Origin of the sequence: Saccharothrix sp. NPDC042600 (assembly GCF_040647305.1) — a bacterium.
In the GTDB taxonomy this organism is placed as follows: domain Bacteria; phylum Actinomycetota; class Actinomycetes; order Mycobacteriales; family Pseudonocardiaceae; genus Actinosynnema; species Actinosynnema mutabilis.
In genome coordinates this window covers 21,220-37,473 of sequence record NZ_JBEZBW010000048.1, presented here as the reverse complement: position 1 = coordinate 37,473, position 16,254 = coordinate 21,220, and the positions used below count along the sequence as shown (strand labels likewise).

15 protein-coding genes and 2 tRNA genes are annotated in these 16,254 nt (G+C 69.7%); 9 read left to right on the top strand and 8 right to left on the bottom strand.

Annotated features, from left to right (window positions below; translation table 11 throughout):
• Window positions 1-42: 42 nt before the first annotated feature.
• On the top strand, window positions 43-759 hold the full coding sequence (locus AB0A74_RS25690; protein ID WP_358253224.1) for a maleylpyruvate isomerase family mycothiol-dependent enzyme: 717 nt from the start codon (window positions 43-45) through the stop codon (window positions 757-759).
• 1 nt (window position 760) lies between these two features.
• Here the strand turns inward: AB0A74_RS25690 and AB0A74_RS25685 are convergent, their stop codons facing one another.
• The 4 genes from AB0A74_RS25685 to AB0A74_RS25670 all read right to left on the bottom strand — a co-directional run bounded on the left by AB0A74_RS25685 (window position 761) and on the right by AB0A74_RS25670 (window position 2,248).
• On the bottom strand, window positions 761-1,099 hold the full coding sequence (locus AB0A74_RS25685; RefSeq protein ID WP_358253222.1) for a histidine triad nucleotide-binding protein: 339 nt from the start codon (window positions 1,097-1,099) through the stop codon (window positions 761-763).
• A 152-nt stretch (window positions 1,100-1,251) separates the two neighbouring features.
• On the bottom strand, window positions 1,252-1,590 hold the full coding sequence (locus tag AB0A74_RS25680; RefSeq protein WP_358253220.1) for a VOC family protein: 339 nt from the start codon (window positions 1,588-1,590) through the stop codon (window positions 1,252-1,254).
• Window positions 1,591-1,593: 3 nt separating this feature from the next.
• Entirely contained in the window at window positions 1,594-1,860 is a 267-nt protein-coding gene (locus AB0A74_RS25675) for a PLD nuclease N-terminal domain-containing protein (RefSeq protein WP_358253218.1), read from the bottom strand.
• 317 nt (window positions 1,861-2,177) lie between these two features.
• Window positions 2,178-2,248 (bottom strand) — tRNA-Gly (locus AB0A74_RS25670).
• A 61-nt stretch (window positions 2,249-2,309) separates the two neighbouring features.
• On the opposite strand from AB0A74_RS25670, the gene AB0A74_RS25665 reads away from it, so the two are divergent.
• Window positions 2,310-2,383 (top strand) — tRNA-Pro (locus AB0A74_RS25665).
• 116 nt (window positions 2,384-2,499) lie between these two features.
• On the opposite strand, the gene AB0A74_RS25660 is transcribed toward AB0A74_RS25665, so the two are convergent.
• Window positions 2,500-3,405 (bottom strand): LysR family transcriptional regulator, encoded by a 906-nt coding sequence (locus tag AB0A74_RS25660; protein WP_358253217.1) that lies wholly within the window; start codon window positions 3,403-3,405, stop codon window positions 2,500-2,502.
• Between the two features lie 1,269 nt (window positions 3,406-4,674).
• Between AB0A74_RS25660 and tig the strand changes: the two genes are divergently transcribed.
• The 5 genes from tig (at window position 4,675) to AB0A74_RS25635 (ending at window position 9,526) form a co-directional block, all read left to right on the top strand.
• A complete protein-coding gene (gene tig / locus AB0A74_RS25655; RefSeq protein ID WP_358253215.1) occupies window positions 4,675-6,054 on the top strand; it encodes a trigger factor in 1,380 nt (459 codons plus the stop codon).
• Window positions 6,055-6,185: 131 nt separating this feature from the next.
• Complete coding sequence (locus tag AB0A74_RS25650) at window positions 6,186-6,794, top strand: ATP-dependent Clp protease proteolytic subunit (RefSeq protein ID WP_358253214.1); 609 nt, start codon at window positions 6,186-6,188, stop codon at window positions 6,792-6,794.
• Between the two features lie 31 nt (window positions 6,795-6,825).
• Window positions 6,826-7,452, top strand: coding sequence for an ATP-dependent Clp protease proteolytic subunit (locus AB0A74_RS25645; RefSeq protein WP_121222304.1), 627 nt, complete (start codon window positions 6,826-6,828; stop codon window positions 7,450-7,452).
• Between the two features lie 206 nt (window positions 7,453-7,658).
• Complete coding sequence (gene clpX / locus AB0A74_RS25640; RefSeq protein ID WP_309115116.1) at window positions 7,659-8,939, top strand: ATP-dependent Clp protease ATP-binding subunit ClpX; 1,281 nt, start codon at window positions 7,659-7,661, stop codon at window positions 8,937-8,939.
• Entirely contained in the window at window positions 8,936-9,526 is a 591-nt protein-coding gene (locus tag AB0A74_RS25635; RefSeq protein WP_358253212.1) for an alpha/beta hydrolase, read from the top strand. Before clpX ends, AB0A74_RS25635 begins: the two co-directional genes overlap by 4 nt.
• Before the next feature lie 794 nt (window positions 9,527-10,320).
• Here the strand turns inward: AB0A74_RS25635 and AB0A74_RS25630 are convergent.
• From AB0A74_RS25630 to fdhD, 3 genes are read right to left on the bottom strand one after another with little or no spacing between them, the layout of a single operon-like run.
• A complete protein-coding gene (locus tag AB0A74_RS25630) occupies window positions 10,321-11,181 on the bottom strand; it encodes an alpha/beta hydrolase-fold protein (RefSeq protein WP_358253211.1) in 861 nt (286 codons plus the stop codon).
• 58 nt (window positions 11,182-11,239) lie between these two features.
• The gene (locus tag AB0A74_RS25625) at window positions 11,240-12,406 is read right to left on the bottom strand and encodes a CaiB/BaiF CoA-transferase family protein (RefSeq protein ID WP_358253209.1); all 1,167 of its coding nucleotides are present in this window, start codon (window positions 12,404-12,406) and stop codon (window positions 11,240-11,242) included.
• Window positions 12,403-13,227: a formate dehydrogenase accessory sulfurtransferase FdhD gene (fdhD, locus tag AB0A74_RS25620; protein WP_358253208.1), complete on the bottom strand. Its 825-nt coding sequence runs from the start codon at window positions 13,225-13,227 to the stop codon at window positions 12,403-12,405. Before fdhD ends, AB0A74_RS25625 begins: the two co-directional genes overlap by 4 nt.
• Before the next feature lie 67 nt (window positions 13,228-13,294).
• Here fdhD and AB0A74_RS25615 point away from each other — a divergent pair, with 67 nt between their 5' ends.
• Both AB0A74_RS25615 and AB0A74_RS25610 read left to right on the top strand, forming a co-directional pair.
• On the top strand, window positions 13,295-14,617 hold the full coding sequence (locus tag AB0A74_RS25615; protein WP_358253206.1) for an OFA family MFS transporter: 1,323 nt from the start codon (window positions 13,295-13,297) through the stop codon (window positions 14,615-14,617).
• Window positions 14,618-14,727: 110 nt separating this feature from the next.
• Window positions 14,728-16,242 (top strand): NAD(P)/FAD-dependent oxidoreductase, encoded by a 1,515-nt coding sequence (locus AB0A74_RS25610; protein WP_358253204.1) that lies wholly within the window; start codon window positions 14,728-14,730, stop codon window positions 16,240-16,242.
• Window positions 16,243-16,254 lie beyond the last annotated feature (12 nt).

The window sequence follows — 16,254 nt, the reverse complement described above, 5'->3', positions numbered from 1 at the left end:
CAGGGGTCGCGCCCGGCGGGCGGGCTCGGACATGCTGCACGGGTGGACCCGCACGCGCTCGGTGGCGCTCTCCGGACCGAGGCGACCGCGCTCGCGGTGGCCGCGGACCTCGTGCCGCCGGACCGACCCGTGCCGGGGTGTCCCGGCATGACCGTGGCCGACCTGGTCCGGCACGTCGGTTCGGTGCACCGGCTGGTGACCCGCTGGGTGACGCGGGGCAGCCGGCCGCGCGAGTGGCCGCGGGACCCCGGCGGCGCGGACCCCGTGGACTGGTACCGGATCGGGGCGGCGTCGCTGATCGCCGTGCTGGACCCGGCGCGGGCGGCGGAACCGGCGGCGACGTGGTGCCCGTGGGACCGCACGCTCGGGTTCTGGTTGCGGCGCATGGCGCACGAGACGGCCGTGCACCGCGTGGACGCGCAGGCGGCGGCCGGTCTCGCCGCGCCCCTGGACCACGCCCTGGCCGTGGACGGCATCGAGGAGGTGCTGCGGCTGTGGCTGGGCTGCCACTTACCGCCCGCCGCGCACCGCGACGGTCTCGCGATCACGTTGCGCGTGCCGGGGCGTGAGTGGACGGTCGCGCTGCACGAGCACGTCGTGGACTTCTGCGCCGCGGCCGATCCCGCGGCGGTGGTGTCGGGATCAGCGTCGGCGGTGGACCTGTGGTTGTGGGGCAGGGTCCCGGAGTCGGAGCTGTCCGTGGAGGGCGACCGGTCCGTGGTGCGCGCGTTGCGGGCGGCCGTGGCTGGCGTGACCTGACTCAGCCCGGCGGCCAGGCGAGCGGACGACCGCCCAGCACGTGGCAGTGCACGTGGAAGACGGTCTGCCCGCCGTCGCGGCCGGTGTTGAACACCAGCCGGTACCCGTTCTCGTCGATCCCCTCGGCCTTGGCGACCTGGTGCGCCGCTTGCAGCACTTCGCCCGCCGTGGCGGGGTCCATGTCGCCCGCGGCGCGGAAGTGCTCCTTGGGGATCACCAGGACGTGCGTGGGTGCTTGGGGGTTGATGTCGTGGAACGCCAACACGGTGTCGGTTTCATGCGCCACGCGTGCGGGCACCTCGCCCGCGACGATGCGGCAGAACAGGCAATCCGCGGTCACAGCGTCATCGTAGGGCGCACACTGTGCCGATGACCCGCGCGAAGTTGCGACTGATCGTGAGGTGCCTGGTGACGTTCGGGATCGGCTTCCTCATGGTGGTGCTCGCCGTCCGCTTCGGCGAGGCCCTGTGGCGCGCCGTCACGTCGTGAGCGTCAGTCGCTGACGAAGCAGAACTCGTTGCCCTCGGGGTCCGACACCACCTGGAAGCTGCCCTGCTCGTCGGTCACCACTTCGCCCACGACCTGCGCCCCCAGCCCCTTCGCCTTCTCGGTCGCCGCCGCGATGTCCTCCACCTCGACGTCGAGGTGCAGCCGGTTCTTCCCGACCTTGCCCTCCGGCACGGGCTGGAAGGAGATCCGCGGCCACCCGGGCGGCTCGACGTGCGCCCACCCCCGCTGCCGCAGGACGGGCTCGCCACCCAGCAGCCCGGCCCAGAACCGAACCAGCCGCGCGGGCTCAAGGCAGTCGATGACAACCTGATCAAGTCGCATGCTTCACATCATGGGCGGCGCCACAGGACTTTTCACCAGTTGGGCGTCCTTGCCCGCGACGAACCACCCGATGCTGCCCAGCAACGGAAACCCGAAGATCACCAGAATCCAGAGGAACTTGCCACCCCCGGTCAACCGCGGGTTCCGCAACACGGAAACCACAGCGGCCACCCACAACACACACAACGCCACCGCAAGCCCGATGAGGAACAACAACACGCCGACCCCGAGCGCGTCGTCAGCGGTCTCCTGAGCAACCCAAGCCACCATGCCGTGCCACGCTACGACGGTCAGAACGTCCCGCCCGCCAAGCCACCCACCCGAGTGAAGGCCACGCCCTGCACCCACCCCTCAACCGACAAGGTGACCGTGGTTTCGGACATGGGAACGCGGATCACCTCCGAGAACCCCGCGGACCCGTACGACGACGACTCAAGGCCGGTCCGCATGGAGATCGGCTGAGAACACTCGACCTGCACGGCCCACGTAGCCCAGGACCCTACGAACCTTCGCCCAACCCCAAGCCGCACACAGCAACAACCGCCGCACGGCACGACACACGCCCGACTCGGGCTGAGGAGCAGAAGAGCGGGTGACGGGAATCGAACCCGCATGACCAGCTTGGAAGGCTGGGGCTCTACCATTGAGCTACACCCGCATCGCGTCCACGGGGGTGGGCGCGGGGTCAGCTTAGCCTGTCGCGATAGGGTGTTGGTGACCGGGGCGTGGCGCAGTTTGGTAGCGCACCCGCTTTGGGAGCGGGGGGTCGCAGGTTCAAATCCTGTCGCCCCGACGGTCGCCCTGGCCGGCCCACCGTGGTTGGTCAGGGCTTTTCCCTCGCCAGTGCCGTTCTTGAGCACACCCGCGCCTGGGCGCTCAAGAACGGCCGATCCCCAGTGGTCGTGACGGTCAGGCGGGTGTTGCCACCTGTTCGCTCACCACCTGCGCCGCCGCGGACACCAGTGCTGTCACCGACGGGTTGGTGGAGTTGTCCTGCCGCCACGCGAACTGCGTGTACACCCGGAACGGGGGCACCCACGGCAGGCGGCACAGCCGCCCGTCCGCCAGTTCGGCCGCCACGGTCACCTCGGGCACCAACGAGATCCCCAGCCCCGAGGCCACCGCGCGCTTCGCGGCGTCGATCGAATCCAGAGCCAGCACCGGCGAGCGGGACTCCGCGTCCTGCAACCCCAGCGCCTGCTCGAACTGCTCGTAGTAGCTCGCGCCGTTCTCCGCCCGGATGAGCGTGCTGCCGCGCAGCTCGTCCTCGGTGATCACCGACCGCCGGGTCAGGGCGTGGGTCGGGCCCGCGACCATGACCAGCGGTTCCGGGCACAGCACGGTCGTCTCCAGGCCCTCGCGGGCCTCGACCGGGCCGATGAAGAAGGCGCAGTCCAGCCTCCCCTCGCGCACCGACGCCAGGTTCGTGGCGGTGTTCCGCGAGTGCAGGGAGATCTGGACGCTCGGGTACCTCCAGCACATGTACTCGATGAGAGGTAGCAGTCGGTAGTCGGTCAGACTCTGTGCGCTGCCGATGACCAGCTTGCCGTGCGGCTCGCCGTTCATCGTGATCGCTTTTCGCGCCTTGTCCGTCAACGTGATGATGTTGCGCGCGAAAGGCAGCAGCTCGACGCCCGCGGAGGTCATCTGTATGCCTCGCGGGAGTCTCCGGAACAACGGCACCCCAAGGGTCTCTTCGAGGGCCTTGATCCGCGTGGTGATGGTGGGTTGCGAGCAATTCAGCGTGGCGGCTGCCTTGGTGAAACTGCCCGTTTGAACCACAGTTGTGAACGCCAAAAGCTGACGCGTCTCCATGGAGCTCCCCAACGGTGCGTGAAAGTGATCCGCGGGCGGGAGGAGGGACGACCCGGCCGCGGGTTCGGTGCTGGCGGCAGTCGATCCGGCTACTCGCCGGTCAACATCGCCGCTCTGCCGTGAGGGGCGGTACCCGATGGACTCGTGTGGTCACCAGAACCTGTCGGAAGCCGACGCGATGATGTGCACAGCCGGCGCCCGGGCCAGGTCCGGGGTTACCGTTCGGCAGCGGCGGAATGGCTCTCATCGGGTCATCGGCACCTTGTCTGGTAGGTGGTTAAGAAGCTCGATGACATTGTCTCGCTCGTTCCTCGGTCCCGGTTGCCGGTGGCGTCCGCTGCTGGCCCCCCAGAACGTCCGGCAACGTGAAATATTCGTGGTCCAGCGATGCGGGTCCGGGCGTCACGCTACCTGAAACCCACACTAATGGACTACGGCGAGTGGAGTCATCTCGACAAGTGAAACTTTTCCGTCGAGCACTACTCCGAACGGCCCCTATTCACCCCTTGTGGTCAACCACCTCCCCGCGCTCGTTGCCGACTGTTAGTCGCCGTTACGGCATCCGTGTTACACCATGGTCTCCCGACTTCGCTGGGTGATGGGGCGTTTCGGAGAGTCAACGACGATCACCGCCACTCGAACGGCTCAGTACGAGCGGCGGGTGTTGGTCCGTTCGTGCGAACGGGTGCGGCCGGAGCGCCGCACGGCCCACCCCGCGCGATGCGGCCTCACGTGCGCGGACTTCTCCGCACGGATGCGGAGAACGCACGCCCGGCAAGATCGACGCGCCGCCTCGGGTGCATACCCGCCGCAGGGCCATCCGAATGCATTCCGGATGTCCGAAAAAGGAAAACCCGGTAACCGCCCCGCAAATGGTATTGGGCCGTATGCCAGAACGGGCTGGACCGGACGCGAGGACGTTGTCGAATGCGTGTCGAACGCGGTGTCGTGGCTACGGTGGGTGACGGTGAACGGGGTCGTGGGCCGGGTGGCGAGCGTGCCGGAAGGCACCCGGCGGCAACCGGCGGCACTTGGTGGCACCCGGTGGCACCCGGCGGGCAAGTGGTGCCGATGGCCGCACTGTCACTGGCGCCCGCTGCCCAGTCGCCCCGCATGGCCCCGCGTGTGCACGCGCGCGCGGCAGGCGGCGACATCCGGGGTCGGGGACCCGGGTGCCGGCGCACCGCCTAGACTCGGGGTTCCACTCCGGCGCTCGGGCGAGCGTTCCCGGGGTGTTCCGCACGTCCTGCCCGTTACGAGGAGACCACGTTGAAGAGCACCGTCGAGCACCTGAGCCCGACGCGGGTCCGGATCAACGTCGAGGTGCCGTTCGACGAGCTCAAGTCGGACTTCGACCGCGCCTACCGCAAGCTGGCCAAGCAGGTCCGCATCCCCGGCTTCCGCCCCGGCAAGGCCCCCGCCCGCGTGCTGGAAAGCCGCATCGGCCGCGCGCCCGTCCTGGACGAGGTCGTGCAGGAGGCCATCCCCGCGAAGTACCTGGAGGCCGTCAGCTCCGGCGAGCTGCGCACGCTGGGCCGCCCCGACTTCGAGGTGACGAAGATCGAGGACGGCGAGTCGCTCGCGTTCACCGCCGAGGTCGACGTCCGGCCCGAGATCACCGTGCCCGCGTTCGGCGAGCTGGCGGTGACCGTGGACGAGCAGGAGGTCACCGACGAGGACGTGGCGACCCAGCTCGACGAGCTGCGCGCCCGCTTCGGCACCCTCGCCGGCGTCCAGCGCCCGGCCCAGAGCGGCGACTTCGTGTCCGTCGACCTGGCCGCGACCGTGGACGGCGAGGAGGTCGAGGAGGCCAAGACCACCGGCCTGTCCTACGAGATCGGCTCCGGCCAGCTCGTCGAGGGCATCGACGACGCCCTGGTCGGCGCGTCCGAGGGCGAGTCCAAGACCTTCACCACCACGCTGGTGGCCGGCGAGCACGCGGGCCGCGAGGCCGAGGTCACCGTCGTGCTCAACTCCGTCAAGGAGCGCCAGCTGCCCGAGCTGGACGACGAGTTCGCCCAGCTCGCCAGCGAGTTCGACACCCTGGACGAGCTGAAGGAGGACCTGAAGGTCCGCCTCGGCCGGGTGAAGAAGATGCAGCAGGGCGTCCAGGCGCGCGACAAGGTCCTGGAGGCGCTGCTCGCCGCCGTCGAGGTGCCGCTGCCCGAGGCCGTCGTCCAGGGCGAGGTCGAGGCCCGCGAGCACGACGCCGTCCACGCGTTCGACCACGACGAGGCGCGCTTCGCCGAGTGGCTGTCCGAGCAGGGGCAGACCAAGGAGGAGTTCGACGCCGAGGTGCGCACCGCCGCCGAGCAGGCGGTCAAGACGCAGCTCGTGCTCGACGCCATCGCCGACGCCGAGCAGCTGGGCGTGTCCGACGCCGAGCTGACCGAGCGGATCGTCTACCAGTCGCAGCGCTTCGGCATCAGCCCGGAGGAGTACGTCAAGCGGGCCCAGCAGTCCGGCCAGCTCGGCGCGATCTTCGCCGACGTGCGCCGCGGCAAGGCGCTGGCCTCGGTCGTGCGCCAGGCCACCGTGACCGACAGCGCGGGCAACGCCCTCGACCTGGACGAGCTCTTCGGCGAGCCCAAGGCCGCCGAGCCGAAGGCGGAGTCCACTGAGGAATCCGCCGTTGAGCCGAACGCCTGATCGGGCGGTCGGAAATCACCCTGGAGTGAAGCCCTGAGCGAACGCGGGCGGTGTCGGGAAGGCGACGCCGCCCGCCTTCGTTAAGGTCGTTGTCACGAGACTCTTTTCGGCAAAAAGTTAGGCAGGCAGACGTGACGCAGCACTTCTTCCCGACGCCCGAGATGCGGTCGGCCACGGGGATGAACCTCAACGACTCGGTCTACGAGCGCCTGCTCCGCGAGCGGATCATCGTGCTGGGAACGCAGGTCGAAGAGGGGATCGCCAACCAGATCGTGGCCCAGCTGCTCCTCCTCGCGGCCGAGGACCCCGAGAAGGACATCACCTTCTACATCAACTCGCCGGGTGGCTCCGTCACCGCCGGCATGGCGATCTTCGACACCATGCAGCTCATCGAGCCCGACGTGGCGACGGTCGCGATGGGTCTCGCGGCGTCGATGGGCCAGTTCCTGCTCTCGGCCGGCACCCCCGGCAAGCGCCACGCGCTGCCGCACGCCCGCATCCTCATGCACCAGCCCTCGGCGGGTGTCGGCGGCACCGCGGCCGACATCGCCATCCAGGCGGACATGCTCACCCGCACCAAGCGGGAGATGGCCGAGCTGATCGCCGAGCACACCGGTCAGCCGGTGGAGCGGATCATCGCGGACTCCGACCGCGACCGCTGGTTCACCGCCCAGGAGGCCCTGGAGTACGGCTTCGTGGACAAGGTGATCACCCGCGCCAGCCAGGCGAACACCAACTGACCCGGCGAGCACACCGACCAGGAGTAACCAAGTGAGCCAGTTCCACGCGCCGCAGTCCCGGTACGTGCTCCCGTCGTTCGTCGAGCGCACCAGCTACGGCATCAAGGAGTCCAACCCCTACAACAAGCTGTTCGAGGAGCGCATCATCTTCCTCGGCGTGCAGGTGGACGACGCGTCGGCCAACGACGTGATGGCCCAGCTGCTGGTGCTGGAGTCCGAGGACCCGGACCGCGACATCCTGATGTACATCAACTCGCCGGGTGGCTCGTTCACCTCGCTGATGGCCATCTACGACACCATGCAGTTCGTCCGCCCGGACATCCAGACCTACTGCCTGGGCCAGGCCGCCTCGGCCGCCGCCGTGCTGCTCGCGGCGGGCACCCCGGGCAAGCGGCACGCGCTGCCCAACTCGCGGATCCTGATCCACCAGCCGGCCACCGAGGGCGTCTACGGCCAGGTGTCGGACCTGGAGATCCAGTCCAACGAGATCCAGCGCGTCCGCCGCCTGCTGGAGACCACGCTGGCCAAGCACACCAGCCGCACCCCCGAACAGGTGCGTACGGACATCGAACGCGACAAGATCCTCACCGCCGAAGAGGCCAAGGACTACGGCATCGTGGACAGCGTCCTGCCGTACCGGAAGCTCTCCGCCAAGTGAGCCCGGCGTGTCGCCCGACACGCCGAACCGACCAGGGATCCTGGGTGGTTCGGGGTGTCGGGGGCACGCTGGTCCTCCCGCACAGGCGGGTGGGCCAGGTACCGTCGAGGGGAACGGGTTGACCCCGCAGCCGGCGGGCGTAAGCCGAACAGCAGTCAGGCGCACCTCACCAGGTCGTGCGCCGGAGGGGACAGAGGTCAGCGGTCATGGCGCGTATCGGTGACGGCGGCGACCTGCTGAAGTGCTCTTTTTGCGGGAAGAGCCAGAAGCAGGTGAAAAAACTCATCGCCGGCCCCGGTGTCTACATCTGCGATGAGTGCATCGACCTCTGCAACGAGATCATCGAGGAAGAGCTGGCGGAAGCCGGCGACGTGAAGCTCGACGAGCTGCCGAAGCCCGCCGAGATCCACGAGTTCCTCGACCAGTACGTCATTGGCCAGGACGAGGCCAAGCGGACGCTCTCGGTGGCGGTCTACAACCACTACAAGCGCATCCAGGCGGGTGACCGCGGGCGCGAGGGTCGCGACGACGGCGTGGAACTGGCCAAGTCGAACATCCTCATGCTCGGGCCCACCGGGTGCGGCAAGACCTACCTGGCCCAGACGCTGGCCAAGATGCTCAACGTCCCGTTCGCCATCGCGGACGCCACGGCGCTGACCGAGGCGGGTTACGTCGGCGAGGACGTCGAGAACATCCTGCTCAAGCTCATCCAGGCGGCGGACTACGACGTCAAGCGGGCCGAGACCGGGATCATCTACATCGACGAGGTCGACAAGATCGCTCGAAAGAGTGAAAACCCGTCGATCACCCGGGACGTGTCCGGCGAGGGCGTGCAGCAGGCGTTGCTGAAAATACTGGAGGGCACAACGGCCTCCGTGCCGCCGCAGGGCGGCCGGAAGCACCCCCACCAGGAGTTCATCCAGATCGACACCACGAACGTGCTGTTCATCGTGGCGGGCGCGTTCGCGGGTCTGGAGAAGATCATCCAGGACCGGATCGGCAAGCGCGGCCTGGGCTTCGGCGCCGAGGTGCGCACGAAGGCCGAGGTCGACGCGGCGGACTACTTCGCCGAGTCGATGCCCGAGGACCTGATCAAGTTCGGCCTGATCCCCGAGTTCATCGGGCGTCTGCCGATGGTGGCCAGCGTCACCAACCTGGACAAGGACTCGCTGGTCCGCATCCTCACCGAGCCGAAGAACGCCCTGGTCAAGCAGTACCAGAAGCTGTTCGAGATGGACGGCGTGGAACTGGAGTTCACGCGGACCGCGATGGAGGCCGTGGCCGACCAGGCGATCCTGCGCGGCACCGGCGCCCGGGGCCTGCGGGCGATCATGGAGGAAGTCCTGCTGCCGGTGATGTACGACATCCCGAGCCGTTCGGACGTCGCCAAGGTCGTCATCACCGAGCAGACGGTGAAGGAGAACGTGAACCCGACGATCGTGGCCCGGCAGCCGTCCCGCCGGGAGCGTCGCGAGAAGTCGGCGTGAGCCTCCCGTACACCCTCGTCCTGCACGGCCTGGGCGGTTCCGGGCCGACGCACTGGCAGAACTGGCTGGCGGGCGAACTGGCCCACCACGGTGGCCAGGTGGACGTGCCCCAGTTCACCCTCCCGGACGAGCCGCGCCTGGCGGTGTGGCTCGCGGAGCTGCGCGAGCACCTGGCAGCCGCTCCCCGGGAGGGTGAACGGGTGGTCCTGGCGCACTCGCTGGCGTGCCTGCTGTGGCTGCACCACGCGGCCGGCGACTTCGACCCGGCCTTGCGCGTGGATCGAGTGCTGCTGGTGGCCCCGGTCTTCCCGGACTACCGCGACGAGCCCGCGATCACCGACTTCCTGAACCCACCGCTGGACCCGACCCTGGTGCGCCGCGCCGCCGGGTCCACCCGGTTGGTGCTCGGCGAGGGCGACGAGTACTGCACCCTGCCCCAGGGCAAGGAGCTGGCGGAGACGCTGCGCTTGGACTTGGACGTCATCGTCGGCGGTGGCCACTTGAACGTCGCCGCTCAGTACGGTTCTTGGCCCGCCGTTTTGAAATGGGTCCGCAGCGACCGCACTCCTCTCACTCCTCGCTCTTAACGCGCTTCTCGCTGGGTCTTGGACGCGCTTCGCGCTCTTAAGCTTGGACGCGCTTCGCGCTCTCAAGGCCTGACGCGCTGACGCGCTCTCAAGATTAAAAGCGCCTCGCCGGCGGGCAGGCCCCCGGGGGTGGAAGGGCGTCGGTTCGTTCCCCGTACGGCCTGCCGGAGGCAACCACCCTTCACCTCTCTTTGCAACCGGTAAAGCGTGGTTGCAAAGAGAGGTGAAGCGCGGTTGGGCTGCGCCCAGGCCGTACGGGGAACGAACCGAGGCCCTTCCTGTGGCTGATAGCCAAAAAGGGCGCCTTCGGCGCTAAAGACCGGGTCGGTTTCGCGCATGACGGCAGTGCGCCCGGCTTTCGGCTCTCCCTGCCACGATCGACCCACCGCGCTCGCGCACCAACTGGCCTCGCGCTGCCCGACCCGCGCCCCCGACCCTGCCCGCCCAGCTCAACGCGCCCAGCCCTCGCCCGTCGCGCTCCCGCGCGAAGCGCGGCTCTTCTTCGGGCTATTTAGCCAAGGAAGGGCCTCGGTTCGTTCCCCGTACGGCCTGGGCGCAGCCCAACCGCGCTTGGGGGTTCTTGGCAACCAGCTTTTCCGGTTGCCAAGAACCCCCAAGTGTGGTTGCCTCCGGCAGGTCGTGCGGGGAACGAACCGACGCCCTTCCACCCCCGGGGGCCTGCCCGCCGGCGAGGCGCTTTTAATCTTGAGAGCGCGCAGCGCGTTTAATCTTGAGAGCGCGAAGCGCGTCCAAGACCCAGCGCGAAGCGCGTCCAAGACCCAGCGCGAAGAGCGTCAAGGAAGGCGACGACCGAGAAAACGGACGACGTCGGGAACGACCTTACGATAAGTGGAATCATCGTGAGCGCCACCAGGAACAATGGTGGCAACAGCGGGCTTGGCGGCGGCGATGAAACGGCGGGTCCCCTGGATGAACCAGTCCTTGTCGCCGACCCACACCCCGACGGGCACGGAACCGTGCTTGTCCACGTTGCGCAACGGGTCCAGCGACGCCCACTCGGCCTCGTCGTCGAACGCGTTCCGCTTGCTCATCTCGTCCCACGACGTCATCAGCGCCGGCGCCATGGTCGCGACCGCCTTGAGCGGCTCTCGACGCTCGTGCCTCCGTCTGGCGTAGACGAGCGCGCCGAAACCGCCCATCGACACGCCCGTGGCCGCGAACACCGGTCCGAAACCGCGCTCGGACAGCCACGCCGGGATCTCCTCCAGCAACATCCCCAACGGGTCGTCGCCCGGCACGTTCTCGTGCCAGTAGTGGTCCCCGCCGTCCACCGCGACGAACCCGAACGGGGGAACCGAACCCCGTGACACGGCCGCCACCAGCGCCTCGGGCAGGCCGCCCACCGCCGCGTACCCGGCGCTCCCGTACCGCCCGTGCAGCAACACCGACATGGGCAGCCCACGGGTGTCCACGCCCGGCGGCACCAGCGTGAGCAGGTCCACCTCACGGCCCCGGTAGCGGGAGTGCACGCGGTCCACCTTCACGACGGCCCTCTTCGGTGTCGGCACGGGACCGGCCACGCCCAGCGCGTGCCGCAGCGCCTCGCCCATCGGGGCCTTGTCGTTCAACGCCAGACCCGCCGCGGCGAGCCCCGTGACGCCGAGCGCGCCGAGCACCGTGCGCCTGCTGACCATGTCCCCCTCCAGCGAATTCCCCCAAGACCCATCGCGCCGGACCGGTCGGGCGTTTCGCCTACACCGCTTTCCGTCTTCGGAGGTCCGCGATGTCGTCGTCCGAGTAACCGAGCGTGCGCAGCACGTGGTCGGTGTGCTCACCGAGCGCGGGCACGGGACCGAGGGCAGCCGTCCACGCCGTGGAGTCCACCGGGGGTCGCAGCATCCCGACCTCGCCGCCCGGCACGGCCACCCGCACCCCGCGCTCCCGGGCGACCAACTGCGGGTGGTCGGGCAGTTCGGCCACGCTGCGCGTGCGCGCCGCGGGCACGTCGGCCTCGTCCAAGGCTTTCAGCAGGTCGGCGGCACCCCACCCGGAGAAGTCCAGCTCGGCGTGCAGCGCGGGCCGGTGTTCGACGCGTGAGCTGACCGTGGTGAAGCGCGGGTCGTCGGCCAACGAAGGCCGGCCGAGCACGGCGCACAGCCGCCGCCACTGCGGGTCGTTCTGCACGGCCAGGTGCACCGCGCCGTCCCGGCAGGCGAACGGCCCGTAAGGGGCGATGCTCGGGTGGTGCGCCCCGGTGCGCGGGGCAGCACGTCCGGTGCCCGTCGCGTACAGCATCGGCTGGTGCATCCACTCGGCCATCGCCTCGAACAGCGACAACCGCAGCGTGGCCCCCTCACCCGTGCGGGCGCGGTGCAACAGGGCCGCGAGCACGGCTGACTGCAACTGCACGCCGGCGGCGATGTCGGCCACGGAGATGCCGGCGCGAGCCGTGACGTCACCCTCCCCGGTCAGCTCCACCAATCCGGCCTCGGACTGCACGAGCGCGTCGTAGGCCTTGCGCTCGGCGTACGGGCCGGCGTCGCCGTAGCCCGACAGCTCGCCGACGACGAGCGTCGGGTGCTGCGCGCGAAGCGTGTCGGCGTCCACACCAATGCGACGCGCCGCACCCGGCGACAGGTTGCACAGCACCACATCGGCGCTGCTCACGAGCCGGTCGAGCACCTCGCGCCCGGCCGGGTGCTTGAGGTCGAGCGCCAGCGACTCCTTGCCCGCGTTCGTCCAGGCGAAGTACGACGACACGTCCCCGCAGGCGTGGTCGTAGTGGCGGGCGAAGTCGCCGCCGTCGGGCCGTTCCACCTTGACCACCCGCGCGCCGAGGTCCGCCAGCAACCTGGTCGCGTACGGCACGGCGACGGCCTGTTCGAGGCTGACGACGAGCACTCCGTCGAGTGGTCTCAAGCGGTCACTCTCTCGTGGTGCGCGTAGACGTTCATGGAGTCCCCGCGCAGGAAGCCCACCAGCGTGACCCCCTGCTCGTCGGCCAACTCGACCGCCAGGGACGACGGCGCGGACACCGCCGCCAGCACCGGCACCCCGGCCATCGCGGCCTTCTGGACCAGCTCGAACGATGCCCGCCCGGACACCACCAGCACCGTCCCGGCCAGCGGCACCCGGTCGTTCAGGACCGCCCACCCCAGCACCTTGTCCACGGCGTTGTGCCGCCCGACGTCCTCCCGCACCACCAGGGCGTCACCCGACTCGGTGAAGAGTCCGGCCGCGTGCAACCCGCCGGTCGAGGAGAACACCTTCTGCCGCGCCCGCAGCGCGTCGGGCAGGCCGGCCAGCACGTCCACGTCCACCCGGACGCCGTCCTGGGCGGGGGAGAAGCGGGTCTTGAGCTTCACCGCGTCCAACGCCGCCTTGCCGCACACCCCGCACGACGACGTCGTGTAGAAGTTCCGCTCGACCCCGGCCTGGGGCGGCGGCACGTGGTCGGCCAACGCCACGTCCAGCACGTTGTACGTGTTGAGCCCGTCGGGACCGGTGCCCTCGCAGAACCGGGCCACCGACACGTCCGCCAGGCCCCCGATCACACCCTCGCTGAGCAGGAACCCGTGCGCCAGCTCCACGTCGTGGCCGGGTGTGCGCATCGTCACGGTCAGCGCCGTGCCCCCGACGCGCAGCTCCAGCGGCTCCTCGGCGGCCAGCGAATCGACCCGCGTCCGGTGCGTTCGTCGCGAATACGTGACCACTGGGCGACGGACGGTGACTCGCCCCATCGTGGAACTCCTTCCCGACGCTAAGTTTCGGCGTGAGCCACCAACCAGGTTACGGAGGTGTCGGCCAATGGGTTCCCGGGTGGGCTTCCTCGACCGCGGGAGGACCGTCGCCCCGCCGGACTGGAACCGCTGGTTGGTGCCGCCCGCCGCCCTGTCGGTGCACCTCGCGATCGGGCAGGCGTACGCGTGGAGCGTCTTCAAGCCGCCGCTGGAAGGCGCTCTGGGCCTCTCCGGCACCCAGAGCGCGCTGCCGTTCCAGCTCGGCATCGTCATGCTCGGCCTGTCGGCCGCGTTCGGCGGCACGCTGGTCGAGCGCAACGGCCCGCGCTGGGCGATGTTCGTCTCCGCCACCTGCTTCTCGTCCGGGTTCCTGATCTCGGCGCTCGGCGCGTGGACGCAGCAGTACTGGCTGGTGGTGCTGGGGTACGGGTTCGTCGGCGGGATCGGCCTGGGCATCGGCTACATCTCGCCGGTCTCGACGCTGATCAAGTGGTTCCCGGACCGGCCGGGCATGGCGACCGGCATCGCCATCATGGGCTTCGGCGGCGGCGCGCTGATCGCCTCGCCGTGGTCGGCCCAGATGCTGGAGTCGTTCGGCCGCGACCACACCGGGATCGCCCAGACCTTCCTCACCCACGGCGTGGTGTACGCGGTGTTCATGTCCGTGGGCGTGCTGCTCATCCGCGTGCCGCCGACGGTGGCCGAGCGACGCGTGACCCGTTCGGTCGTCAACGTGTCCGCGCGCAACGCCCTGCGCACACCGCAGTTCTGGTGCCTGTGGGTGGTGTTGTGCTTCAACGTCACCGCGGGCATCGGCATCCTGGAGAAGGCGTCGCCGATGATCCGCGACTTCTTCGCGGAGACCTCGACGCCCGTCGCGGCCGGCGCCGCGGCCGGGTTCGTCGCCTTGCTGTCGCTGGCGAACATGGCGGGCCGGATCACCTGGTCGTCCACTTCGGACCTGGTGGGGCGCAAGAACATTTACCGCCTGTACCTCGGTGTCGGCGCGCTGACCTACCTGGTCCTCGCGCTGGCCGGCAACGAGTCCAAGGTGCTGTTCGTCGTCTGCGCCATGCTGATCCTGTCCTTCTACGGCGGTGGTTTCGCGACGATCCCCGCCTACCTCAAGGACCTGTTCGGCACCTACCAGGTGGGCGCGATCCACGGCCGGTTGCTCACCGCGTGGTCCCTGGCCGGGGTGCTGGGCCCGTTCATCGTCAACGCCATCGCGGACGGCCAGAAGGCCGCCGGCAAGACCGGCCCGGACCTCTACACGACGTCCCTCCACATCATGATCGCCCTGCTCGCGGTGGGCTTCGTCGCCAACGAGCTCGTGCGCCCGGTGGCCGCGAAGCACCACGAGCCCGAACCGGTGGAGGTGACCCGGTGAACCGCGCCCTGGTCGTGTTCGCGTGGCTGTGGGTGGGCGTCCCGCTCGCCTACGGGTTGGTCGAGCTGATCCGCAAGGTGACGGCGCTGTTCACCGGCTAGGGTCGTCGGGTGGACTCCTACGACGTGGTGGTGGTCGGCGGCGGGCACAACGGCCTGGTCGCCGCGGCGTACCTGGCCCGGGCCGGCCGTTCGGTGCTGGTGGTGGAGAAGCTCGACCACGTGGGTGGCGCGGCGGTCAGCGAACAGGTGTTCGCCGGCGTCCCGGCCCGCCTGTCGCGCTACTCCTACCTGGTGAGCCTGCTGCCCGACCGCGTCGTCACCGACCTGGGGCTGCGCGTCGAGCTGCGGTCCCGCGCCGTGTCCTCCTACACCCCGGCGGGCGACCTGCTGGTCGAGCGGACGCCGGGTCCGGCGACCGCCGCCTCGTTCCGCGCCCTGACCGGGTCGGACGAGGAGTTCGAGCGCTGGCAGCGCTGGTACGCCGACCTGGAGCTGCTGGCCGGCGCGCTCTCGCCGACGCTCCTGGAGCCGTTGGTCTCACGCGACCACGCCCGCATCCGCGTGGACGCCGTGGCCCGGATGCGGTTGTGGGAACAGGTCTTCGAACGCCCCCTCGGGGAAACGCTGGAGGAGTTGTTCGTCAACGACGTCGTGCGCGGCGTGGTGGCGACGGACGCCCTGATCGGCACCCACACGTCCCTGCACGACCTGCGCGCCAACCGCTGCTTCCTCTACCACGTGATCGGCAACGGCACGGGGGAGTGGAAGGTGCCGGCGGGCGGCATGGGCGCGTTGACGGCGGAACTCGAACGCGCCGCGCGGGACGCGGGCGTGGAGATCGTGACCGGCGCGGAGGTGTCCAGGGTGGACGCCGACGGCAAGACCGCCGAGGTCGAGTTCGACGGCCGCACGGTGGGCGCCCGGTTCGTGCTCTCCAACGTGTCCACGGCGACCCTGAGCGCCCTGCGCGGCCAGTCCGCGCCGGAGTCCGCCGAGGGCGCGCAGATGAAGGTGAACATGCTGTTGGAACGCTTGCCGCGGTTGCGTTCCGGCGTGGACCCGGCGCGGGCGTTCGCCGGCACGCTGCACCTGGACGAGGCGTACAGCCATCTGGAGTCCGCCTACCGGCAGACCGCCGAGGGCAGGCTGCCGGACGTCCTGCCGGCGGAGATGTACTGCCACACCCTCACCGACCCGTCCATCCTCGCCCCCGAACTGGTCGGGCGGGGCTGGCACACGCTGACCCTGTTCGGCCTGCACACCCCGGCGGGCCTGGTCGCGGACGACACCACCCGCGACCAGCTGGTGTCCCGGTACCTCAAGGCGCTCAACGAGCACCTGGAGGAGCCGATCGAGGACTGCCTGGCGCGCGACGCCGACGGCAACCCGTGCCTGGAGGCCCGTTCCCCGCTCGACCTGGAAGCCGAACTGGGCCTGCCGCGCGGCAACATCTTCCACGGCGACCTGGCGTGGCCGTTCGCGGAGACCGAGGACGAGGTGGGGCGCTGGGGCGTGGAGACCGAGGTGGCGAACCTGTTCGTCTGCGGCGCGGGCGCGCGGCGGGGCGGCGGGGTGAGCGGCATCGGCGGGCACAACGCCGCCATGGCGGTCCTGGAGCGTTAGAGGCGCGCCCGC

What these genes read in the sequence shown, in the direction of transcription:
- AB0A74_RS25680 (WP_358253220.1), bottom strand. Translation starts at nt 1,590, where the DNA reads ATGCGACTTGATCAGGTTGTCATCGACTGCCTTGAGCCCGCGCGGCTG.
- AB0A74_RS25675 (WP_358253218.1), bottom strand. Translation starts at nt 1,860, where the DNA reads ATGGTGGCTTGGGTTGCTCAGGAGACCGCTGACGACGCGCTCGGGGTC.
- AB0A74_RS25660 (WP_358253217.1), bottom strand. Translation starts at nt 3,405, where the DNA reads ATGGAGACGCGTCAGCTTTTGGCGTTCACAACTGTGGTTCAAACGGGC.
- clpX (WP_309115116.1), top strand. Translation starts at nt 7,659, where the DNA reads ATGGCGCGTATCGGTGACGGCGGCGACCTGCTGAAGTGCTCTTTTTGC.
- AB0A74_RS25630 (WP_358253211.1), bottom strand. Translation starts at nt 11,181, where the DNA reads ATGGTCAGCAGGCGCACGGTGCTCGGCGCGCTCGGCGTCACGGGGCTC.
- fdhD (WP_358253208.1), bottom strand. Translation starts at nt 13,227, where the DNA reads ATGGGGCGAGTCACCGTCCGTCGCCCAGTGGTCACGTATTCGCGACGA.
- AB0A74_RS25615 (WP_358253206.1), top strand. Translation starts at nt 13,295, where the DNA reads ATGGGTTCCCGGGTGGGCTTCCTCGACCGCGGGAGGACCGTCGCCCCG.